The sequence below is a fragment of the Lentzea sp. NPDC055074 genome, assembly GCF_053608005.1.
The window spans coordinates 208,160-227,047 of sequence record NZ_JBSGUQ010000014.1 but is presented as its reverse complement, the minus strand read 5'-3'; the positions used below and the strand labels follow the sequence as shown (position 1 = coordinate 227,047).

25 protein-coding genes are annotated in these 18,888 nt (G+C 69.7%); 8 read left to right on the top strand and 17 right to left on the bottom strand.

Annotated elements, in window-relative coordinates; all coding sequences use genetic code 11:
* Positions 1–16: 16 nt before the first annotated feature.
* Genes ACWF7A_RS29265 through ACWF7A_RS29250 form a run of 4 tightly spaced genes read right to left on the bottom strand, consistent with a single transcriptional unit; the run spans position 17 to position 2,372 of the window.
* Positions 17–463, bottom strand: a complete 447-nt coding sequence (locus ACWF7A_RS29265) for a YbaB/EbfC family nucleoid-associated protein (RefSeq protein WP_452253695.1) — start codon at positions 461–463, stop codon at positions 17–19.
* Positions 451–804: a hypothetical protein gene (locus ACWF7A_RS29260; protein ID WP_452253694.1), complete on the bottom strand. Its 354-nt coding sequence runs from the start codon at positions 802–804 to the stop codon at positions 451–453. Before ACWF7A_RS29260 ends, ACWF7A_RS29265 begins: the two co-directional genes overlap by 13 nt.
* A 57-nt stretch (positions 805–861) precedes the next feature.
* A complete protein-coding gene (locus tag ACWF7A_RS29255) occupies positions 862–2,049 on the bottom strand; it encodes a C40 family peptidase (protein ID WP_452253693.1) in 1,188 nt (395 codons plus the stop codon).
* Complete coding sequence (locus ACWF7A_RS29250; RefSeq protein WP_452253692.1) at positions 2,046–2,372, bottom strand: type VII secretion target; 327 nt, start codon at positions 2,370–2,372, stop codon at positions 2,046–2,048. Before ACWF7A_RS29250 ends, ACWF7A_RS29255 begins: the two co-directional genes overlap by 4 nt.
* 92 nt (positions 2,373–2,464) lie before the next feature.
* Between ACWF7A_RS29250 and ACWF7A_RS29245 the strand changes: the two genes are divergently transcribed.
* A complete protein-coding gene (locus ACWF7A_RS29245) occupies positions 2,465–3,001 on the top strand; it encodes an SMI1/KNR4 family protein (protein WP_452253691.1) in 537 nt (178 codons plus the stop codon).
* Here ACWF7A_RS29245 and ACWF7A_RS29240 read toward each other — a convergent pair.
* The 4 genes from ACWF7A_RS29240 to ACWF7A_RS29225 form a co-directional block, all read right to left on the bottom strand.
* Positions 2,998–3,588: a MarC family protein gene (locus ACWF7A_RS29240; RefSeq protein ID WP_452253690.1), complete on the bottom strand. Its 591-nt coding sequence runs from the start codon at positions 3,586–3,588 to the stop codon at positions 2,998–3,000. The two genes, ACWF7A_RS29245 and ACWF7A_RS29240, sit on opposite strands and share 4 nt — an antisense overlap.
* A gap of 37 nt (positions 3,589–3,625) precedes the next feature.
* Positions 3,626–4,129: a VanZ family protein gene (locus ACWF7A_RS29235; protein ID WP_452253689.1), complete on the bottom strand. Its 504-nt coding sequence runs from the start codon at positions 4,127–4,129 to the stop codon at positions 3,626–3,628.
* A gap of 106 nt (positions 4,130–4,235) precedes the next feature.
* Positions 4,236–6,413 (bottom strand): FtsX-like permease family protein, encoded by a 2,178-nt coding sequence (locus tag ACWF7A_RS29230; protein WP_452253688.1) that lies wholly within the window; start codon positions 6,411–6,413, stop codon positions 4,236–4,238.
* Positions 6,410–7,096 (bottom strand): ABC transporter ATP-binding protein, encoded by a 687-nt coding sequence (locus tag ACWF7A_RS29225; protein WP_452253687.1) that lies wholly within the window; start codon positions 7,094–7,096, stop codon positions 6,410–6,412. The genes ACWF7A_RS29230 and ACWF7A_RS29225 overlap by 4 nt, the downstream gene beginning before the upstream one ends.
* A 109-nt stretch (positions 7,097–7,205) precedes the next feature.
* On the opposite strand from ACWF7A_RS29225, the gene ACWF7A_RS29220 reads away from it, so the two are divergent.
* From ACWF7A_RS29220 to ACWF7A_RS29210, 3 genes are read left to right on the top strand one after another with little or no spacing between them, the layout of a single operon-like run.
* Positions 7,206–8,336 (top strand): sensor histidine kinase, encoded by a 1,131-nt coding sequence (locus tag ACWF7A_RS29220; protein ID WP_452253686.1) that lies wholly within the window; start codon positions 7,206–7,208, stop codon positions 8,334–8,336.
* Positions 8,333–8,959, top strand: coding sequence for a response regulator transcription factor (locus ACWF7A_RS29215; RefSeq protein WP_452253685.1), 627 nt, complete (start codon positions 8,333–8,335; stop codon positions 8,957–8,959). Before ACWF7A_RS29220 ends, ACWF7A_RS29215 begins: the two co-directional genes overlap by 4 nt.
* Positions 8,956–9,150, top strand: coding sequence for a helix-hairpin-helix domain-containing protein (locus ACWF7A_RS29210; protein WP_452253684.1), 195 nt, complete (start codon positions 8,956–8,958; stop codon positions 9,148–9,150). The genes ACWF7A_RS29215 and ACWF7A_RS29210 overlap by 4 nt, the downstream gene beginning before the upstream one ends.
* A 3-nt stretch (positions 9,151–9,153) precedes the next feature.
* Here ACWF7A_RS29210 and ACWF7A_RS29205 read toward each other — a convergent pair whose 3' ends face one another.
* The 8 genes from ACWF7A_RS29205 to ACWF7A_RS29170 form a co-directional block, all read right to left on the bottom strand.
* The gene (locus tag ACWF7A_RS29205) at positions 9,154–10,017 is read right to left on the bottom strand and encodes an aldehyde dehydrogenase family protein (protein ID WP_452253683.1); all 864 of its coding nucleotides are present in this window, start codon (positions 10,015–10,017) and stop codon (positions 9,154–9,156) included.
* Positions 10,010–11,437, bottom strand: coding sequence for an aldehyde dehydrogenase family protein (locus ACWF7A_RS29200; protein WP_452253682.1), 1,428 nt, complete (start codon positions 11,435–11,437; stop codon positions 10,010–10,012). The genes ACWF7A_RS29205 and ACWF7A_RS29200 overlap by 8 nt, the downstream gene beginning before the upstream one ends.
* Before the next feature lie 4 nt (positions 11,438–11,441).
* Positions 11,442–12,398, bottom strand: coding sequence for a deoxyribose-phosphate aldolase (gene deoC, locus ACWF7A_RS29195; protein ID WP_452253681.1), 957 nt, complete (start codon positions 12,396–12,398; stop codon positions 11,442–11,444).
* 56 nt (positions 12,399–12,454) lie between these two features.
* The gene (locus tag ACWF7A_RS29190; protein WP_452253680.1) at positions 12,455–12,793 is read right to left on the bottom strand and encodes a hypothetical protein; all 339 of its coding nucleotides are present in this window, start codon (positions 12,791–12,793) and stop codon (positions 12,455–12,457) included.
* Positions 12,793–13,437 (bottom strand): DUF1707 SHOCT-like domain-containing protein, encoded by a 645-nt coding sequence (locus ACWF7A_RS29185; protein WP_452253679.1) that lies wholly within the window; start codon positions 13,435–13,437, stop codon positions 12,793–12,795. The genes ACWF7A_RS29190 and ACWF7A_RS29185 overlap by 1 nt, the downstream gene beginning before the upstream one ends.
* 19 nt (positions 13,438–13,456) lie before the next feature.
* Positions 13,457–13,654, bottom strand: a complete 198-nt coding sequence (locus ACWF7A_RS29180; RefSeq protein ID WP_452253678.1) for a hypothetical protein — start codon at positions 13,652–13,654, stop codon at positions 13,457–13,459.
* Between the two features lie 157 nt (positions 13,655–13,811).
* Positions 13,812–14,804 (bottom strand): Gfo/Idh/MocA family protein, encoded by a 993-nt coding sequence (locus tag ACWF7A_RS29175; RefSeq protein WP_452253677.1) that lies wholly within the window; start codon positions 14,802–14,804, stop codon positions 13,812–13,814.
* Positions 14,805–14,838: 34 nt separating this feature from the next.
* Positions 14,839–15,486: a maleylpyruvate isomerase N-terminal domain-containing protein gene (locus tag ACWF7A_RS29170; RefSeq protein ID WP_452253676.1), complete on the bottom strand. Its 648-nt coding sequence runs from the start codon at positions 15,484–15,486 to the stop codon at positions 14,839–14,841.
* Between ACWF7A_RS29170 and upp the strand changes: the two genes are divergently transcribed.
* Positions 15,485–16,108, top strand: coding sequence for a uracil phosphoribosyltransferase (upp, locus tag ACWF7A_RS29165; RefSeq protein ID WP_452253675.1), 624 nt, complete (start codon positions 15,485–15,487; stop codon positions 16,106–16,108). The genes ACWF7A_RS29170 and upp overlap by 2 nt on opposite strands.
* A gap of 95 nt (positions 16,109–16,203) precedes the next feature.
* Positions 16,204–17,502: a glycoside hydrolase family 18 protein gene (locus ACWF7A_RS29160; RefSeq protein ID WP_452253674.1), complete on the top strand. Its 1,299-nt coding sequence runs from the start codon at positions 16,204–16,206 to the stop codon at positions 17,500–17,502.
* 91 nt (positions 17,503–17,593) lie between these two features.
* Here the strand turns inward: ACWF7A_RS29160 and ACWF7A_RS29155 are convergent, their stop codons facing one another.
* Positions 17,594–18,193: a TetR/AcrR family transcriptional regulator gene (locus ACWF7A_RS29155; RefSeq protein ID WP_452253673.1), complete on the bottom strand. Its 600-nt coding sequence runs from the start codon at positions 18,191–18,193 to the stop codon at positions 17,594–17,596.
* Positions 18,194–18,249: 56 nt separating this feature from the next.
* On the opposite strand from ACWF7A_RS29155, the gene ACWF7A_RS29150 reads away from it, so the two are divergent.
* Together ACWF7A_RS29150 and ACWF7A_RS29145 are read left to right on the top strand one after the other, a co-directional pair.
* Positions 18,250–18,456 carry a ribbon-helix-helix protein, CopG family gene (locus ACWF7A_RS29150; RefSeq protein ID WP_030478506.1) on the top strand — a complete coding sequence of 69 codons (207 nt, stop codon included), beginning with the start codon at positions 18,250–18,252 and terminating at the stop codon, positions 18,454–18,456.
* A 32-nt stretch (positions 18,457–18,488) separates the two neighbouring features.
* Entirely contained in the window at positions 18,489–18,875 is a 387-nt protein-coding gene (locus ACWF7A_RS29145; protein WP_452253672.1) for a type II toxin-antitoxin system death-on-curing family toxin, read from the top strand.
* Positions 18,876–18,888 lie beyond the last annotated feature (13 nt).

The following is an 18,888-nucleotide window of genomic DNA, read 5'->3' as shown; positions in this document are numbered from 1 at the left end:
AGCCTAACGGTGCTGATCACCGGAGCCACGAGGGGTTGTCGAAGAACGCGTCGTCGTCCGCGTCCTCGACGCGCGGAGCCCTCTGCCTGCGCTCCGGCGGTGCCTCTTCAGCTGGGGGTTTGGGCGGCACGACGGGGTTCCACGTCGACCGGAAGGGTGAGTCGCCGGCGATGGACTCGACGTCGATCGCCATTCCGTCACCGAGCGCCAGCGCCATCTTGTTGAAGCTGACCTGCACGGCCGCGTTCGTGGCGAGCCCGACGGTCTCCGTGACGACCTGGCCGACGGCCTGCGCACCCTGCGTCAGCAGCGCGGGGTGCAGGTGCAGGGCCTTGATCTCGCCCTTCGGCGTCGCCGTGACCATGCACATCCCGTTCGGGTGCTCGATCGTGGCGGTGAGGGTGCCGAGCTCGCGCTGGAGCCGCTCGGTGGCCTGCAGCCGTTCCTCGTTCACCGCTGCCACCCGAAGTCGTCCTCGTCCTGGCCGCGCTCGACGCCCAGCGCCGTCAGCTCGCGCGGGTCGACCACTCGTTCCAGCGACTGGTGCAGGCGGGTGTTCGCGGTGCGCCGGGCCTTCTCGGCGACGCGCATGATCTCGGCGGCCAGGCCGTGCGGGCCCATCCGCAACGCCGCCGCGCTCACCGCGATCTGCTGCGGCGGACCGCCAGGCGTCGCGACCACCGTCACCGCACCGTCCGGAGAGGAGGCACGTCCCGTGATGGGACCACTGCGCGTGACGTGCTCCGACACGGCCTGCTCGACATCGCGCACCTTCCGCGCGGCGCGCTGGACGTCGTCGTCCACTCCCGATCACCCCCTGCCGGGGACAGTGTGCCGCATGCCGTGTTCCTCGGTGTGAAGTCAGCCCGTCGGCCGGTAGAAGCCGTAGAACGACATGCCGCTGTTCGACGTGCGGATCGGCTGCACCTGCACCGGGTCGCCGGCCTCGACCATCTGGCCGTTGCCGATGATCATCGCCACGTGCCCGTCCCACACCACCAGGTCGCCGGGCAGCACCTGGTCCGCGGGCACCGAAGCGCCCATCGCCTGGGACGAGGCCGGCCGCGGGATGTCGAACCCGGCGCCGCCGTACGCCCACTGCGTGAGGCCCGAGCAGTCGGTGCCCTGGGGCGGGTTCGCGCCGCCCCAGACATACGGGGTGCCCAGCGCCGACAACGCGTTGCGCACGGCCTTGGCCGCGGTCTCGTTCGGTGCCTCGGCGCTGCTGCCGTCCGGCAGGTTCACGCCGACGCCCTCACCGGGCTGCGGCGGGATCGCGACGGGCAGGCGCGGGCCCGAGCCACCGCCGCCACCTCCACCGCCGCCTGAGCCACCGCCACCGCCGCCCGAACCGCCACCGCCGGAACCGCCGCCACCACCCGAACCCGAGCTGCCGGAGTTGGAACTGGGACCGGACTCCTGCTGCTTCTTGGTGTCGGTGGCGCTCGACGCGGAGGTCGTGCCCTCGTCACCGCCGAGCGGGTCGCCGAGCCTGCCCAGCGCGCCCGCGTCCGGCTTCTGCAGGCCGTTGAGCTGGCCGACGAGCTGGGTGAGCTGGTCGCGCACCTTCTGCAGCTCGGCCGCGGTCCTGCCCTGGTAGCCGGAGGCCATGCCGGCGAGGTCGGCGACAGCCGCCAGCACCACGCCGGGTCCCGCCACGAGGGACAGGGCGATCGCGGCGGCGAGCTTCGGGGTCGCCTTCGACGTGAACTCGTCGATGAGGCCCTGGATCGCGGTGCGACCGCCGGTCACCGCGCTCACACCGGTCGAGGCGGCGTTCTTGAGTGCGGAAGCGTTGGAGGACAACAGGGTCGTGGCCGAGGCGAACGCGGAGACGCGGGCCGTGAAGGCGTTCGCCCTGTCACCGCTCCACGTGTCCAGCACGGCGGTCGAGGCCGAGGCGTGCCGCGTGCCGAGCTCGGCCACCGCGGTCTGGGCGCGGCCGAACGCGTCCCCCGCCCGCGTCGCGCCGCCGGTGTCGCCGTCGAGCTTCGCGAGGTCCTCCTTCATGGGCGCGATGAACTGGCTCAGCAGTCCCTCGACGCTCATGCCTGCGCCGCCTTGGTGATCGCCGCCCTGTGGGCGTCTTCCTGGGCGAGGTAGGCCTCGCCGGCCTTCGAGACCGCGGTGCCGAGGCCCGCGAGACCCGTCGACGCGGCCTTGAGCGCGTCGAGCTGCGCCTGCGCGGCCGCCTGGAAGGCCGCGTTGAGGCCCACCTCGTTGCCGATCTTGCCGAAGCAGTCGCCCGGCAGGCTCGTGGTGCCGTTCAACGTGCCGGTGCCCACGGTTCCGACCTCGCTCGCGAGGCCGCTCACGGCCGACGCGTATCCGGCCAAGGCGTCGACGTCGACCTTGAGGCCTTGTTCCGCCATCTGAAAGCTCTTCCCCCGGTAGTGACGTGTTCGCCTTGATCCTGCCCCGATGGGCGGTACCTCGCCCGACGTTCCGCCAAGATCATGGACCGGTGGGTGTGATCGAGCACTGGAACCGGATCCTGGCATGGCTGGCGGAGCACGCTCCGGCCACCCGTGCGGTGTTGCGTCCGAGGTATGACGCGCTACCGGATCTTCGGGTTCCGATCGATCTCCAGCTGTGGTGGAGCGTCTACGGCGGCACCGACGAGGGCTTCTTCGCCGAGATCCTGCCGCCCTTCTACACGCCGCTGGGTGCCGACCGCGCGTTCGTGCTGCGGGAGACCCACGTGAGCAAGCCCGTGGACGCCTCCGAGGCGGGCGCGCCGACCTCGGGATTTCACCCCGAGTGGCTCCCGATCGCGTTCGACGGCACCGGTGACGTCCTCGCGGTGGACCTGCGCCCCGGCGTGCTGCGCGGCTGCGTGGTCGAGTGGGACCAGGAGCGCAACGAGATGGTCAAGCCGGAGTACACGTCGATCGTGGAGATGTTCGACCAGGTCGCGACGGCCCTGGAGGCGCGCAGCAGCGTCGGGCACTGCTTCCCCGAGGTCAACACCGCGGGTGAGCTGGGCTGGCGCACGAGCTAGACCCGTTCGAGGATGCCGAGCGTGATCAGGCCCTCGACGATCTGGTCCACGCCGAGCGCCGCGAGAAGCACGCCGAGCACCCGCACGAGCACCCACGCGTAGGTCATCTTGACCCAGCGCAGCGCGATGCCGAGCACCGCGATGGCGGCCAGGTCGAGCGCGATCACCGCCGCGAACCCGCCGGCCAGCACGAACGTCGTCTCGACCGACTTCGTGTCCGAGAGCAGGAACAGGTAGGCCAGCGCCACGGGGTTCGCGTAGTAGGCGGTCGCGAGCTCGTGGGTGCCGCGGGTCTCGTCGTGCAGCGGGTCCTGCTTGCGGCCCAGCACGAGGTCCAGCGCGTGCACGAACAGGATCACGCCGCTCGCGAGGTACAGCGCGCCCTCGCTGATGTGGAAGATCGAGAGCAGCACCCGCCCGGCCACGACCACGAACAGGCCGACGCCCAGCGCGATCGCGGTGGAGGTGAGCGCCACCCGCCAGCGCGTCTTCGAGTCGGCGCCCTCGGTGTCCATCAGGAACGCCAGGAGGATCTTCGGAGGGCCGACCACGGCGACCAGGATGCTGAACGCCTCCACGAACTTCATGGCGGCCATGATCGAGCCGGGACGCGGACCCCGCGCGCTACCTCACGCCGGCGAGTGAACGCCGGGCCTGCGACCGCGGCGCGGCGGCGGCCGTCACGCGGGCGTGGACCTTCACGGCGGCCAGCGCGCCGAGCCAGCCCAGCGCGGTGCCGGTGGTGTTGGTGATCAGGTCGTCGACGTCGAAGATCCGGTTGGCCCACAGCAGCTGCGAGCCCTCGATCAGCAGCGAGACGCCGTAGCCGATCAGCGCGGCCTGACCGATGCCGCGCCTGCCCCAGAACATCAGCATCGCGCCGAGCGGCACGAACAGCAGCACGTTCAGCGTCATCTGGTCGAACGCGATCTGCCCGTCACGGAAAGTGTCGGCGACCCACTGGAACGGGACCAGCTGCACGGACTGACGCGGCGCCACGGTCTGCATGGGCAGGAACGTCGCCGAGAACAGCATGCTCGCGTAGACGGTGATGGTGGCGCTGCGGAAGGTCAGCTGACGGAACAGCAGTGCGGGAGCAGGAAGACGACCGAGAGGAAAACGCCCCACTGGATGCTCGCGAGCTGTGCATTCGTCATGAATCAAAGGTAGGAAAATGGCCCTCCGCGCACATCGCGCTGAGGGCCAGTTCCACTCTCGTACTTCCGGCCGAGTACTACTCCGCCGCGTAATCCCTCGGGCTGATGCCGCGTAGTACCGGACCGCACGCCAGGGCCGCTACCAGCGCGACCACGACGCCGACGCCCACCGGTGCGACGACCCACGGCGTGATCGGCATTTCACCGTGACCCACCAGTCCGCGCGCCAGAGTGAGCAGTCCGAGGCCCACGACAATTCCCGCCGCGCACGCGGCAATTGTGACCGCGAACACCGGAAGCATTACCTCGCGGCGCAATGCGTGACCCAGCACACGAATCGGCGTTCCGGCCGCGATCAACGCGCCGAAAGTGCGCCTGCGGTCGATCACCGACCCTGCCGCGGCCACCGCCGCGCCGATGCCGCCGAGCACCGCCGCGATCGAGAGGCCGATGATCGTGGCCCGCTGCAGGTCCGCCATCAGGGTGTCGCCGTAGATGTCCCGCTGCTCGCCGTCCACGAGCCGCACGCCCGGCAGCGTGCCGACCAGCGCGGTGTGCACGGCGTCGCGGTTCTCCGCCGTCGTCGGCACCCCGACCATCGACACCGCGCCCGCGACCGACGGCAGCAGGCCCCGGTCGATGACGGCGCTCACCCGGCCGCCGCCCTCGAAGGGCCGCGTCTCGTACCGCGCCGGCAGCTGCGCGGTCAGCTCCTCCTTCCCGCCGCTCGACTTGAACTCGGTGCCCTGCAACGGTCCTGACGAGTAGACGGCGGGCCCGTCCTGGCAGCGCAGGCCGGTCAGCACCTTCGCGACGTCGGCGCAGTCACCGACGATGACGTACGTGCCGTAGTCGCCGCTCCTGATCGTGCCGTCGAGCATCGTGACGATCGGCGCCGAGGTCGCCAGGCGCACCGGCGTGACGTCGTGCGTCACCTGCTCCGCCACGATCGCGTTCTCGAGCCACGTCGAGTCGCGGTACGGGACCTGGCTCTCGAGCCCCGGCAGCATCGTGAGCGCCATCGACCCGGTGAACACGGCGATCACCACGCCCGCCGACCCGCGGAACGCCGCCACCGGGTCACCGGCGAGCCTGCGTCCCGCGAGCAACGTCGACGGCCTGCGCCACCGCCCGACGAAGAACCGGCCGACCCACGCGGTCAGCACGGGCCCCGCCAGCACGAGCGCGAGCGCCACCGCGCCGAGACCGAGGAGCACGACGGTGAACTGGCCGTCGCCACCGGCCTCCTGCGCGTACATGATCCCGAGGAAGAACACGCCCAGCGCGCCGGCGATGGTCAGCAGCCGCCACGACCGGACCTTCCGCTTCGCCTCCGCAGCGAGCGGCTGGTTCACCACGCGCCGCAGTCCCAGCACAGCGGCCCCGATGACCAGCAACGGCGCGAGCACGGCCACCGCCGCCACGACCGCCGGTTCCGGCACGAAGTCGCCGGGGAACCAGGTACCGCCCTCCCACGGGACCTTCGCCGTGATGTGGCTGAACGGCTGCGCCAGCACCACCCCCAGCACGCTGCCGACGACGGCTCCGAGCGCGGTCTCCACGGCCGTCATGACCACGACCTGCCGGGGACTGGCACCGGCGAGCCGGAGCGCGGCGAGACGCCGTTCCCGCTTCGCCGCCGTCAGCCGCGCGGCCGAGGCGACCAGGACGAGGCAAGGCACGACCAGCACCACGAGCCCGACGCGGGTGAGCAGGTAGAGCATGCCGTGGTAGTCGTCGCGGTACGAGCCGGCGCCGCCCCGCAGACCGTCCGCGGGATAGCCGTTCCCGACCTCGTCGTGGCCGACGATCGCGACGAGCTCGCCGGGGAACTTGAGCGCCTCCGGCCCCAGTTCCGCGACCACCGTGCCGGGGAAGCGGTTGCCGAGCTTCTCCGCCGGGGTGGCGCGCACGAGGTCCGCGAGCGCGGGGGACAGCAGCACCTCGCCCGGTTCGGGGAACTTGGCGATGCCGGCCGCGATCGGGACCGCACCCTGCTCGGTCCGGGCGACGTCGAACCGTTCGATGAGCCTGCCGTCGTAGGAGTCCCGGTTCACGGCAACGGAGATGGTGCTCTTGCCGGGCTGGCCGATCCCGTCGCGCCACGCCGTGCGGTCGGCTCGCGCCTGCAGGCCGTTCGGTGCGGCGAGCAGCCACAGGACCAGCGACACCGCGATCATCACGCCGAGCGCGACCAGCACGGTCGCGACCTGGCTGCGGCGGTCCCTGCGCAGCACCGCGAGGGCGATCCTCACGCGGACACCCCCGCGGCGGTCTTCTGGACGATCTTGCCGTCCTGGATCTCGACGACGCGCAACGCCCGGTCCGCGATCGCCTTGTCGTGCGTGACGATCACGACGGCGGCGCCCGTCTCCTCCGCGGCCTGCAGCAGGGCCGTCATCATCTCCTGGCCGGTGCGGGTGTCGAGGGCCCCGGTCGGTTCGTCGGCGAAGATCACCCGCGGCTTGTGGGCCAGCGCCCGCGCGATCGCGACCCGTTGTGCCTGCCCGCCGGAGAGCTGGCTCGGCAGCCGCTTCTCCAGGCCCTGCAGGCCGAGCCGGGAAAGCCACAGCCTGGCCGCGCCGAGCGCTTCCTCCCGCGAGCCACCGGCGAGCAGCATCGGCAGGGCCGCGTTCTCCTCGGCGGTGAGCTCGGCCACGAGCATCCCCGACTGGAAGACGAACCCGAACGCGGTGCGCCGCAGTGCGCTGCGGCCCGTCTCGTTCAGCTCGCCGATCGCGCGCCCGTCGAGGAACACGTCGCCGCCGTCGGAACGCAGGATGCCGGACAGCACGTGCAGCAGCGTCGTCTTGCCGGAGCCGGACGGGCCCACGACCGCCAGCACGTCCCCGGCCTTGATGTCGATGTCCACCCCGGCGAGCGCGTGCACGTCGCCGTAGGTCTTGACCAGGCCACGAGCGGCCAGAACCGAATTCATGTTCCTCAAGGTGCCGTGCGCGCGGCCCGAAAACCTCAGCCTTGACGACACACCGGATCAGCCGGATGACCGAGGCCGGAGAGGTGTGGTGGTCCTACCGTTGTCTCCCGTGGACAGTCATCGGGGCCAATGGCCGATCGCCGCCGTTCTCGCCTTGCTGATGGTGGGCGAGCTACTTCTGATGAGCGGGCCCGGCAGCGCCGAGGCACTCGTGTGGCTGCTGACCGTGCCGGTGTGCATCGCGGCCGTGACGTCGTTCAAGTCGCGTGCCTTCACCATCCCGATCGCGGTCGCGTCGGCCTTCGTGTCGTCGTTCGTCATCCGGCTCTTCCACGTGGACCTGCCGACGTTGCTCAGCCCGCTGACCGTCGCCGAGACCGCCGCGTTCCTGGTCATCACGGCCGTGGTCGTGCGCGAGGAACCCCGCCGCGCCGCCACGTGGTCGGTCGGCTCGCTGATGGCCGTGAGCTTCTTCGCCGCCATCGTCCGCGACAACTGGCTCTCGTCCAGCAACTACAACGAGATGCTCGGCTCGGTCGTCCTCGGCTTCACCGCCGTCGGCACCGGCCTGTACTTCCGCGCCCGCGACACCGAGAGCGGCCGCCTGATCGCCGCCGCCGTCACCGACGCGCAGAAGGAAGAGCGCATCGCTCTGGCCCGCGAGCTGCACGACGTCGTCGCCCACCACGTGACGGGCATGCTCGTGCAGGCCCAGGCGGCGTTGGAGGTCTCCGACGACGACCCGCGCGCCGCTCACCGCCTGCTGCCGGGCATCGTCCGTTCGGGCACGGAAGCGCTGGGAGCCATGCGCCGCCTCGTCGGCACGTTGCGCCAGGGCGAGAACGAGGCCGCCACCACCGACCTCGCCGCCGACGTCATCGAGACCGTCGAACGCACCCGCGAGCTCGGCTTCGAGACCAGGCTGCGCATCGACCTGCCCGACGTGGTGCCGCCGGAGCTCGGCCGGTCGGTGTTGCGCCTGGTCCAGGAGTCGCTCACCAACGTGCACAAACACGCGGTACGGCCCACCATGATCGACGTGGAGATCTCGCGGACGTCCGGCGGGGCGTTGCGCGTGATCGTGGCCGACGACGGGCAGCTGCACGAGCTGAACCAGGGTGGCTACGGTCTCGTGGGCATGCGTGAGAGGGTCGACCTGCTGGGCGGCCTGTTCTCCGCGGGTCCGCGTGAGAACGGCTGGCAGGTGCTCGCCGAGCTACCCCTGGAAGGAACCAAGTGATCTCGGTTCTCATCGCCGACGACCAGGAGATGGTCCGCGTCGGTTTCCGGATGATCCTGGAGAAGCAGCAGGACATCACGGTCGTCGCGGATGTCGCGGACGGGATCTCGGCCGTCACCGCGGCCCGCGAGCACAACCCGGACGTGGCCCTGCTGGACATCCGCATGCCCGGCATGGACGGGCTCGAGGTGACCAAGAAGCTGTCGCCCACGACGAAGGTCGTGGTGGTGACGACGTTCGACCTGGACGAGTACGTGCACACGGCACTGGAGAACGGCGCGTCCGGGTTCCTCACCAAGGACGCCGGTCCGGCGCTGCTCGTCGAGGCCGTCCGGGCCGCCGCCGCGGGCAACGCGCTGATCTCGCCGCAGGTGACCGTGCGGATGCTGGAGCACTTCGCGCGGCCTGCTCAGCGGCCCGACCTGTCGTTGCTGACGGCGCGGGAGCAGGACGTGGTGCGGGAGGTGGCGCGCGGCCTGTCCAACCAGGAGATCGCGTCGTCGCTGTTCCTGTCGCTTTCGACGGTGAAGACGCACCTGGCGTCGGTGCAGACGAAGCTGAACGTGAAGAACCGCGTCGGGATCGCCTCGTGGGCGTGGCGGGCCGGGCTGGTGAACTCGTGAGCACCGAGTTCCCGCGCACCATCGGCAAGGTCGCCGCTCGCGAGCTGGGCGCGCACGGCTACACGACGTTCGACTCGCTGACGAAGGTGTCCGCGAAGGAACTGCTCGAGATCCACGGCGTGGGCCCGAAGGCCATCAGGATCCTGGGGGAGGAGCTGGCGGCGCAGGGCAAGGCCTACGCCGCCGACTAGGTCTCACACACCCATCGGGTGCCAGACCGTCTTCGTCTCCAGGTACGCGCGCAGGCGGGACATGTCCGGCATGGCCGTGAAGTCCTCGCCGGTCTTGTTGCGCAGCACGCGCTTCACGGTGCCCGCGGCCGACCGTTCCAGGTCCGCGCGGATCGACTCCGGCGCACCGGTGAGGTCCAGCGCGTTCACGTCACCGTGCGAGGCGAGCCACGGCGCGATCTCCGCGGTGCGGCCGGTGATGATGTTGACGACACCACCGGGGACGTCCGAGGTGGCCAGCACCTCCGACAGCGTGATCGCGGGCAGCGGGCGGTCCTGCGAGGTGATGACCACGCAGGTGTTGCCCGACGCGATCACCGGTGCGATCACCGAGATCAGGCCCAGCAACGACGACTGCTGCGGCGCCAGCACGGCGACCACGCCCGTCGGTTCCGGGGTGGAGAACGAGAAGTACGGGCCCGCCACCGGGTTCGAGGAACCCAGCACGGCCGCGATCTTGTCGGTCCAGCCCGCGTACCAGACCCAGCGGTCGATCGCGGTGTCCACGAGGGACTGCGCCTTCTTCAGCGCGACGCCCTCGGAGCTCGCGACCTCGGTGATGAACTGCTCGCGGCGACCTTCCAGCACCTCGGCCACCCGGTACAGGACCTGGCCGCGGTTGTAGGCCGTCGTGCCCGACCAGCCGCCGAAAGCCTTGCGGGCAGCCGAAACCGCGTCACGCGCGTCCTTGCGGGAGCCCTGGGCGGCGTTCGCGAGGAACGTGCCCTTGGCGTCGGAGACGGGATAGCTGCGGCCCGACTCGGAGCGCGGGAACTTGCCGCCGATGTAGAGCTTGTAGGTCTTCGCGACCGTGATGCGATCAGACATCGAGGTAGGCCTCCAGACCGGTGCGGCCGCCCTCACGGCCGAAGCCCGACTCCTGGTACCCGCCGAACGGGGCGGTCGGGTCGAAGCGGTTGAACGTGTTGGACCAGACGACGCCGGCGCGCATCCGTTGTGCCATCCAGAGGATGCGCGAGCCCTTCTCGGTCCAGATGCCGGCGGACAGGCCGTACGGCGTGTTGTTCGCCTTGGCCACGGCCTCCTCCGGCGTGCGGAACGTCAGCACCGACAGCACCGGGCCGAAGATCTCCTCACGGGCGATGCGCATCGCCTGCGACACCCCGGAGAACACGGTCGGGGCGAAGAAGAAACCCTTGTCCGGCAACGGGCACGATGACGTCCAGCGGGTGGCGCCCTCGGCGTCACCGGCCGCGGTCAGCTCCTGGATCTTGGTGAGCTGCTCGCGGGAGTTGATCGCGCCGACGTCGGTGTTCTTGTCCAGCGGGTCGCCGACGCGCAGGGTGCTCACCCGTGCGTGCAGCTTCTCGATCAGCTCTTCCGCGATCGACTCCTGGACGAGGAGGCGCGACCCGGCGCAGCAGACGTGGCCCTGGTTGAAGAAGATGCCGTTGACGATGCCCTCGACGGCCTGGTCGAGCGGGGCGTCGTCGAACACGATGTTCGCGGCCTTGCCGCCCAGCTCCAGGGTGAGCTTCTTCGAGGTGCCCGCGAGCTGGCCCTGGATGATCTTGCCGACGTCGGTCGAGCCGGTGAAGGCGACCTTGTCGACGTCCTCGTGGCCGACGAGCGCCGCACCGACGTCACCAGCGCCCGGGATGATGTTGACGACGCCCGGCGGCAGGTCGCACTGCTGGATGATGTCCGCCAGCACCAACGCCGTCAGCGGCGTCGTCTCGGCCGGCTTGAGCACGACGGTGTTGCCGCACGCCAGCGCCGGCGCGATCTTCCACGCGGCCATCAGCAGCGGGAAGTTCCACGGGATCACCTGGCCCGCGACGCCGAGCGGCTTCGGGTCCGGCCCGTAGCCCGCGTACCCGAGCTTGTCCGCCCAGCCCGCGTGGTAGAAGAAGTGCGAGGCGGCCGTCGGGATGTCGGTGTCGCGCGACTCCTTGATCGGCTTGCCGTTGTCGAGCGACTCCAGCACCGCGAGCTCACGGCCGCGTTCCTGGATCTGCCGCGCGATCCGGTAGATGTACTTGGCCCGCTCGGAGCCGGGCATCTTCGACCACACGCGGTCGTAGGCCTTGCGCGCGGCCTTGACCGCGGTGTCCACATCGGACTCGCTGGCCGTCGAGACCTCGGCGAGCACCTCTTCGGTGGCCGGGTTGACGGTCTTGAGCGGTTCGCCGGTGCCCTCGACGAACTTGCCGTCGACGAACATCTTGTAGTTCGGCTTGAGGTTCGCGATGTCCCGCGACTCGGGCGCGGGGGCGTATTCCCACATGTCTTCAGTCCACCGTCACGTAGTCCGGGCCGCTGTAGTGGCCGTCCAACTGGGTCCGACGCTGCATGAGCAGGTCGTTGAGCAACGTCGACGCGCCGAACCGGAAGAGGTGCGGATCGAGCCACTCACGCCCGGCCACCTCGTGCACGGCCACCAGGTACTTGATCGCGTCCTTGGTCGTCCGGATGCCTCCGGCGGGCTTCACCCCGCGCAGCTCACCGGTCTGGTCCTTCCAGTCCCGCACGGCCTGCAGCATCACGTGCGTCACCGGGAGCGTCGCGGCGGGCTGCACCTTGCCGGTCGACGTCTTGATGAAGTCACCACCGGCCAGCAGCGCGAGCCACGACGCGCGGCGCACGTTGTCGTACGTCACGAGCTCACCGGTCTCGAGGATGACCTTGAGGTGCGCGTCCCCGCACGCCTCCTTGATCTTGACGATCTCCTCGAACACCTGCCCGTAGCGGCCACTCAGGAACGCGCCGCGGTCGATCACCATGTCGACCTCGGACGCGCCCTGCTCGACGGCGAACCGGGTGTCGGCGAGCTTGATGTCCATCGTGCTGCGGCCGCTGGGGAACGCCGTCGCGACGCTGGCGACGTTGATGCCGGTGCCTTCGAGGTCGTCGGCCGCCGTCTTCACCATGTCCGGGTAGACGCAGACCGCCGCGACCTGCGGCACGTCGGGCCGTTCGGGGTCGGGACGCTTCGCCTTGGCCGCGAGACTGCGCACCTTGCCGTGCGTGTCCGCGCCTTCGAGCGTGGTGAGGTCCACCATGCTGATCGCCAGGTCGATGGCGTGCAGCTTGGAGGCCTTCTTGATGCTCCGCGTGCCGAGGCCCGCGGCTCGTTGCTCGACGCCGACCTGGTCGACGCCGGGGAGCCCGTGCAGGAAACGCCGCAGCGACGATTCGTCGCGCGTGGCGTCAGCCAGGGCCGACGGCAGTGTCGTTGGAGCAGCCATGGCTGGGAGTCTAAGCGGAATGGGACGCCCGTCCTAAGTGAGGACGTTTGCGCTGATCAGGGCGTAGGTGAGGCTGCTCTGAGGGTTCGTTCGCCAGTGCTGTCGACGACGATGATCGCGCCCTCGCGGCCGAGCTGCTCGTAGTGCTCGGCGAACTCGTCGAGATCCTCGATCTCGTCTTCCAGCCACGACCAGTCACCCGGCAACGCCGTCAGTTCGTCCCGCACGATCTTGAGCACCTGGTCGAAGCGGTTGACGTCGCGCCGGTGGTGGAAGTCCGCGTCGGGGCAGGAGAGAAGCACGGTCCACCGGTGCGTGGCGCGCTCCCCGTCCATCTTCAGCCACACGGTCACCCCGGCGAACCCCGCGAGCTCGACGAGGTCGGCGACCTTCATCAGTCGAGCAGCTCGCGCAGGATGCCCTTCTTCTTTTTCTTGGGCCCCTTCACCTCCACGGCACCCATGATCGCGAGACCGGTGATCCGCACGGTCGGCGCGCCCGGGATGTGCCGGCGGCTCGCGAGCTGTTCCTCGAAGGCGCCCATGAACCCGAACCCGTCGACCTTCACGTTGATGTCGTCGGGCACCCGGATCTCCACGCCGCCCCAGAACGCGAAGCAGCTGATCGTCACCTCGCGCTCGGCGAAGTTCGCGTGGGTCAGGTCGATCTCGATGCCGCCCATGATCGCGACGGCGTTGTGCATGCGCGGGACGACCCAGCCGCCCTTGCGGTTCACGCCGGACCAGAAGGCCACCGACACCGCGCTGCCCGGCTCGCCGCCGATGCGGTTCGTCACCGCGGGCTGGTACTGCGGCACGGCGGGGGTCTGCGGCAGGCCGCTCAGGACCAGGTCCGCGGTGATGGGGACGAGCTCGCCGTACGTCTTCGCGGCGTAGACCGCCACGAGCCTCTCGTCCAGCTCGTGGATGTCCAGGCGGCCCTCGGCGGTTGCCTGGTGCAGCACCTGCGCGATCCGTTCCCGGTCCGCGTCCGAGGCGCGCATATGACTCTGGTCGGCGGGTACCAGCTCGTCGCTCACCCGATCGAGTCTAGAACGCTCACCTGCGGTTCGGTGCGAACTTGACGGTGATCGCGAAGGCCACCGCCAGGAGTGCCGCGAGGGCTGCCGCGAGGGCCGGGTTGTAGCCCCACATCAGCGGCAGCACGCTGATCAACACGGCGAGTGACCCCGAGACACCCAGGATGACCAGGGGGGATTCACACCACTGCTGGACGGGCTTCTGTTCGATCGTCACCGTTCGCACCTCCGCGTCTCAACTGGTTACGAGACTTTTCGGAGTCGCTTCGTCGATTCTTGACGCCCGGATCGGGTTGTGCGGCCCCCTGATCAGGTGGTCATCGGAATGGGTTCGTGACCGCCGGGATCCGCTCGTTGCGCCGACCTGACCAACGTCACGGAGTCGGCTGGCGCAGCGGCAGTCCGGCCGCGCGGTAGATCGAGTCGATCACCGTCATGGTGCGCACCGCGTCGTCCGCCGTGGTCGGGAACGGCTTGCCGTGCAGCACGGCGTCGGTGAACGCGTCGAGCTGGTAGGCGTAGGTCGGGCGCTTGCCGAAGGTCTCGACCGACTTCTTGTCCTTGAGCCGCAACGACAACCGGTGGGCGACCTGCGGGCCGAGCGGGTTGAGGACCTTCAGCGTGCCGTTCTCGCCGATCGCCTTCATCGACAGCTTGAGCACCGTCGACGACCACAGCGAGGCGTGCACGGAACCCGTGTGGCCGGAGGGGAAGCGCAACGCCGCACGCATCGCGCGGTCGATGGAAGGCCCGCGCAGCAACGCTTTGGCCGACTTCACCTCGGGCTCCTCGCCGCCCAGCAGCCGTGTCATGTGCACGGCGTAGCAGCCCGCGTCCATCATCGCTCCGCCCGCGAGCGAGTAGTCGTACCGGATGTCGGAAAACCGCGGCAACGGGAACGCGACGGTGGCCTCGACGTGCCGCAGCGGGCCGAGCACGCCGGAGCCCATGATCTCGGCGACGCGCACGGCCAGCGGGTGGTAGCGGTAGTGGAACGCCTCCATCATCACCAGGCCGGAGGCCTCCGCCGCCTTGGCGACCTCGGCCGCTTCCGCGGCGTTCGCGGTGAACGGCTTCTCGCACAGCACGTGCTTGCCGGCTTCGAGCGCGGCGAGCGTCCACTTGCCGTGCAAGCCGTTGGGCAACGGGTTGTAGACGGCGTCGACCGCCGGGTCGGCCAGCAGTTCCTCGTACGACCCGTGCACCCGCGCGATGCCGTGCTTGTCGGCGAAGGCCTGGGCGCGGTCGGCTGACCGGGCGGCGACCGCGACCACCTCGGCGACCGTCGAGGAACGGGCCGGGCGGATGACCGCGGTCGGCGCGATGGTGGCCGCGCCTAGCACTCCGATGCGCACGTGGTCTGTCACGCGGCCGACCCTACACCTCGTTGGTTAACGGTGTTTACTCCATCAGGTCGGTCTCGCGCGCCGGGAAGAACGGGATCTTCTCGATCGGCGCGGGGCCGGACCAGTTCCACGACTCCATCTGCCTCCGCGAGCGCCTGCCGAAGAACGCGCGCCACAGTTCGTAGCCCTCGACCTCGACCGTGATCGGGCCGTCGCCGAGGTCGCCGAACTCGGTCTTCACCGTCACGTCGGTCAGCCTGCGCGGCGCCATCCACACCAGCGTCGGCTGCCACGCGGTGTCCGGCAGGCGTTCGCGGCCGAGCGCGGCACGCAGGTCGGCCTCGTGCGTGATGGCGTCCAGCGCCAGCTGGAACGGGATGCGCGGCATCTCGGCGATCTTGTCGCCGAAGACGTTCCACTGCTCCAGCAGGTCCTCCACGGGCACGTCCGCGCGCTCGGCGACGTGCCGGGCCGTCCACTCGTCCGACGGCGCGCCCTCCATGCGGCCGCTGACCAGATCGGAGGCCTCGCCGGACAGGTGCGCGACCACCTGATGCACGGTCCACTCAGGACAGGCGGGCACGGTTCGTGCGAGCTCCTCGGCGCTCAGGCCCATGGTCAGGCCGACGATGCGCTGACGTGCCTCGCGGTAGATCTCTTCGAACACCCCTTGCTCCTCCCAGCGGGTTACGGTGTCGAGCATGGACGTCCTGGTCGTCGATCATCCACTCGCCAAGGCGAGACTCACAACGATGCGTGACGCGCGCACGGACAATGCCGCATTCCGTGCCGCGCTGCAGGAACTGACCGTGATGCTGGTCTACGAGGCGATGCGCGAGGCGCCGCTGAAGGAGGACCGCACGCACACCCCGGTAGCTCGTACCACCGGCTACAAGCTCGCAAACCCGCCGTTGCTCGTGCCCGTGCTGCGGGCCGGTCTGGGCATGGCGGACCAGGCGCACAAGCTGATCCCGGACGCCCAGATGGGGTTCGTGGGCCTGGCGCGCGACGAGGAGACGTTGCAGCCGACGCCGTACATGGAGTCGCTGCCGGAGAACCTCGCCGGACGCCCGGTGTTCGTGCTCGACCCGATGCTCGCCACGGGCGGGTCGATGGCGTACACGATCCGGCTGCTGACCCAGCGCGGCGCGACGGACGTGACGGCGATCTGCGTGCTCGCGGCGCCCGAGGGGATCAACCACCTCGAGGACTCGAAGCTCCCGTGCCGTCTCATCACGGCGTCGGTCGACGAGCGCCTCAACGACTCCGGCTTCATCGTGCCCGGCCTGGGCGATGCCGGTGACAGGCTGTACGGGGCGGTTTAGGACATACCTCCGATCGGACGTAGCAGTGGTCTAGACCTCCGGGCTAACGTGCTCTGGACCACATCGCCGCTGCCGCGATCCGAATGAGGAGTCACATGTCCAGACGGAGATGGGGTGTCGCCGCGCTCGCGGTCGGCGCCCTGTCAGCGTCGCTGGCCTCTGCGCCCGCGAATGCCGACGTCGAGACCAACGGGCACCACGGTTACTCGAAGACCCGCACCGTCGGGTACTTCATCCAGTGGGGCGTGTACGACCGGAACTTCCGGGTCAAGAACCTCGTGGACAGCGGGGCCGCCGCGCGGCTCACGCACCTGAACTACGCCTTCGGTTTCCTCGACGAGGCCGGCAAGTGCGTCAGCGCCGACCCGTGGGCCGACTGGCAGATGCCGCACACCGCGGAGCAGTCCGTGAGCGGCAAGGCCGACGAGGCCGGCCAGGTGCTCGCGGGCAACCTGAACCAGCTCAAGCAGCTCAAGGCCAAGTACCCCAAGTTGAAGATCAACATCTCGCTGGGTGGCTGGACGGGCTCGCGCTACTTCTCGAACGCCGCGCTGACCGCGGAGTCGCGTGCCGCGCACGTCAAGTCGTGCACCGACATGTGGATCAAGGGCAACCTGCCCGGCCTGCCCGAGGGTGCCGCCAAGGGCGTCTTCGACGGCGTCGACCTCGACTGGGAGTGGCCGTCGAGCGAGGGCAACCCGACCCCGCCGAACGTCGTGCGCCCCGAGGACAAGCAGAACTTCACCAAGCTGCTCGCCGAGTACCGCAAGCAGATGGGCTGGAACCGCGACCTGACCGCGTTCCTGCCGGCCGACCCCAGGCAGATCGACCGGGGCTTCGAGGTCTCGAAGGTGTTCTGCTACCTCACCTTCGGCACGTTGCAGGGCTACGACTACCACGGTGCCTGGGACGCCCCGGCGAACCAGCAGTCCGCGCTGCGGGTGCCCAAGGGCGACCCGTCGGAGTTCGAGTTCAGCAGCGAGGTGACGGTCAACGCGTGGCTCTCGCGCGGTGCCCCGAGGTCCAAGGCCGTGCTCGGCGTTCCGTTCTACGGCCGCGGCTGGGACGGCGTCGCCGCCGGCACGCGCAACGGCCTGTTCGGCACCGGTGTGCCGGCGCCCGCCAAGTACGAGGCCGGCTACGAGGACTTCCACCGCATCAAGGCGAAGCTCTCCGAGCCCGGCAACGCGTACAAGATCTACCGCGACGAGAAGGCCGGCTTCGCGTGGATCTACGACGGCAAGACCTGGTGGACCTACGACGACGCGACCGAGATGAAGCGCAAGGCCCGCTACATCAACGACCGCAGGCTCGGCGGCGCGATGATCTGGTCGCTCGACGGCGACACCGCCGACGGCGAACTGATCAAGGCGCTCGACGGGGCCCTGAAGTAAGGCCGCACCACCGAGACGGACTGTCCTAATCGGACAGTTCAGCGGGTCCGGGGAGGTTTCGCGGCGGCCGCCTCCCCGGATTCCGTGGTGCTCACAGAGTTTTCCCGGGCTCCGTTCGCCAGCCCCTGCCGTGCGCGCGCAACGCCAGTTCGTAGGTGGCCTCCGCGTCGACGCCGGGCGGCAGGTTCCCGTTGAGCTCCAGGCTCACCAGGCCGTGCGCGACGCCCCACATCGACATCGCGATCTGCTCGGGGTCCTCGTCGACGTACACGCCCTGCTCCACCGCGCGCCGCACCGCGTTGATCACCGGCGCGAACGTCCTGCCCGCCGCGCGGCTCATCTCCTTCGTCGGTTCGACGACCTTCGAGTAGAGCACCGAGTAGAACTGCGGGTCCCGCAGCGCGCTGCGCCGGTACGCGAGCCCGATCTTCAGGAGGTCCTCCGCCGGGTCGCCGGTGACCGGGACCGCCGCGAGGCTCGTGCCGAACTGCGTGAACGCCTCGTCGTAGAGCGCCTCGAGCAGCGCTGGTTTTCCGCCGAAGAGGGAATAGACCGCCGTCGTCGAGGTGTTGACGTCGGTGGCGATCTTGCGCAGGCTGACCGCGGCCGGGCCCTCGGTGCTCAGCAGCTCGCCCGCTCGCTCGAGCAGACGTCGTCGCAGAGCGTCGTCGTGGGTCTTGGGCCTGGGCATCACGCAATCCTAACGGCCGCTGGCCGCAGTGGTATCAGGTTGATACCGTCACCGGCATGGCGATGACCTTGCGGTTGACCGAGGAGGAGAACCTGCGGCTCGCTGAACTGGCGCAGTCCGAGGGGCGCTCCAAGCAGGAGGTCGTGCGGCTGGCGATTGCGGACCGTTACCAGCGCATGCAGCAGGAGGAGAAGCTCGGCGAGGTACTTGGGCGAGTCCTGCCCAAGTACCGAGGTCTTTTGGATAGGCTCGGTTCTTCCTGAAACTGTCAGACCTCTGTGATCAACTGGGTGCCGTGATCTCCTACCTCGACGCCGGGGACCTCTTAGTGCTGGCCACAGCCGTGACCGGTGGTGATCTCCTCGTCAGGGACATCGGCCTGCTGGACACGGCGGCCTACCGTCCCCGGGCCACCGTGCTCGGCGTGGAGGCCTACGACACGCTGTGGCTGAAGTCCTCCGCCCTGCTCGACTCGATCGTCCGAACCCGCCCTCTGGTCGAGGGCAACTGGCGGCTGGCCTGGGTCGCCGCCGTCACGATGTGCGACATCAACGGCTACTGGATCGACGCCGCCGAGGACGACGCGCTGGACCTCGTGCGCTCCCTCGGCCGCGACAAGATCGACCTGCCGGAGATGGCAGGCCATCTCGAAGCGTGGGGAATCTCGAAGGATTCCGCTTGACCTAGAGTGCACT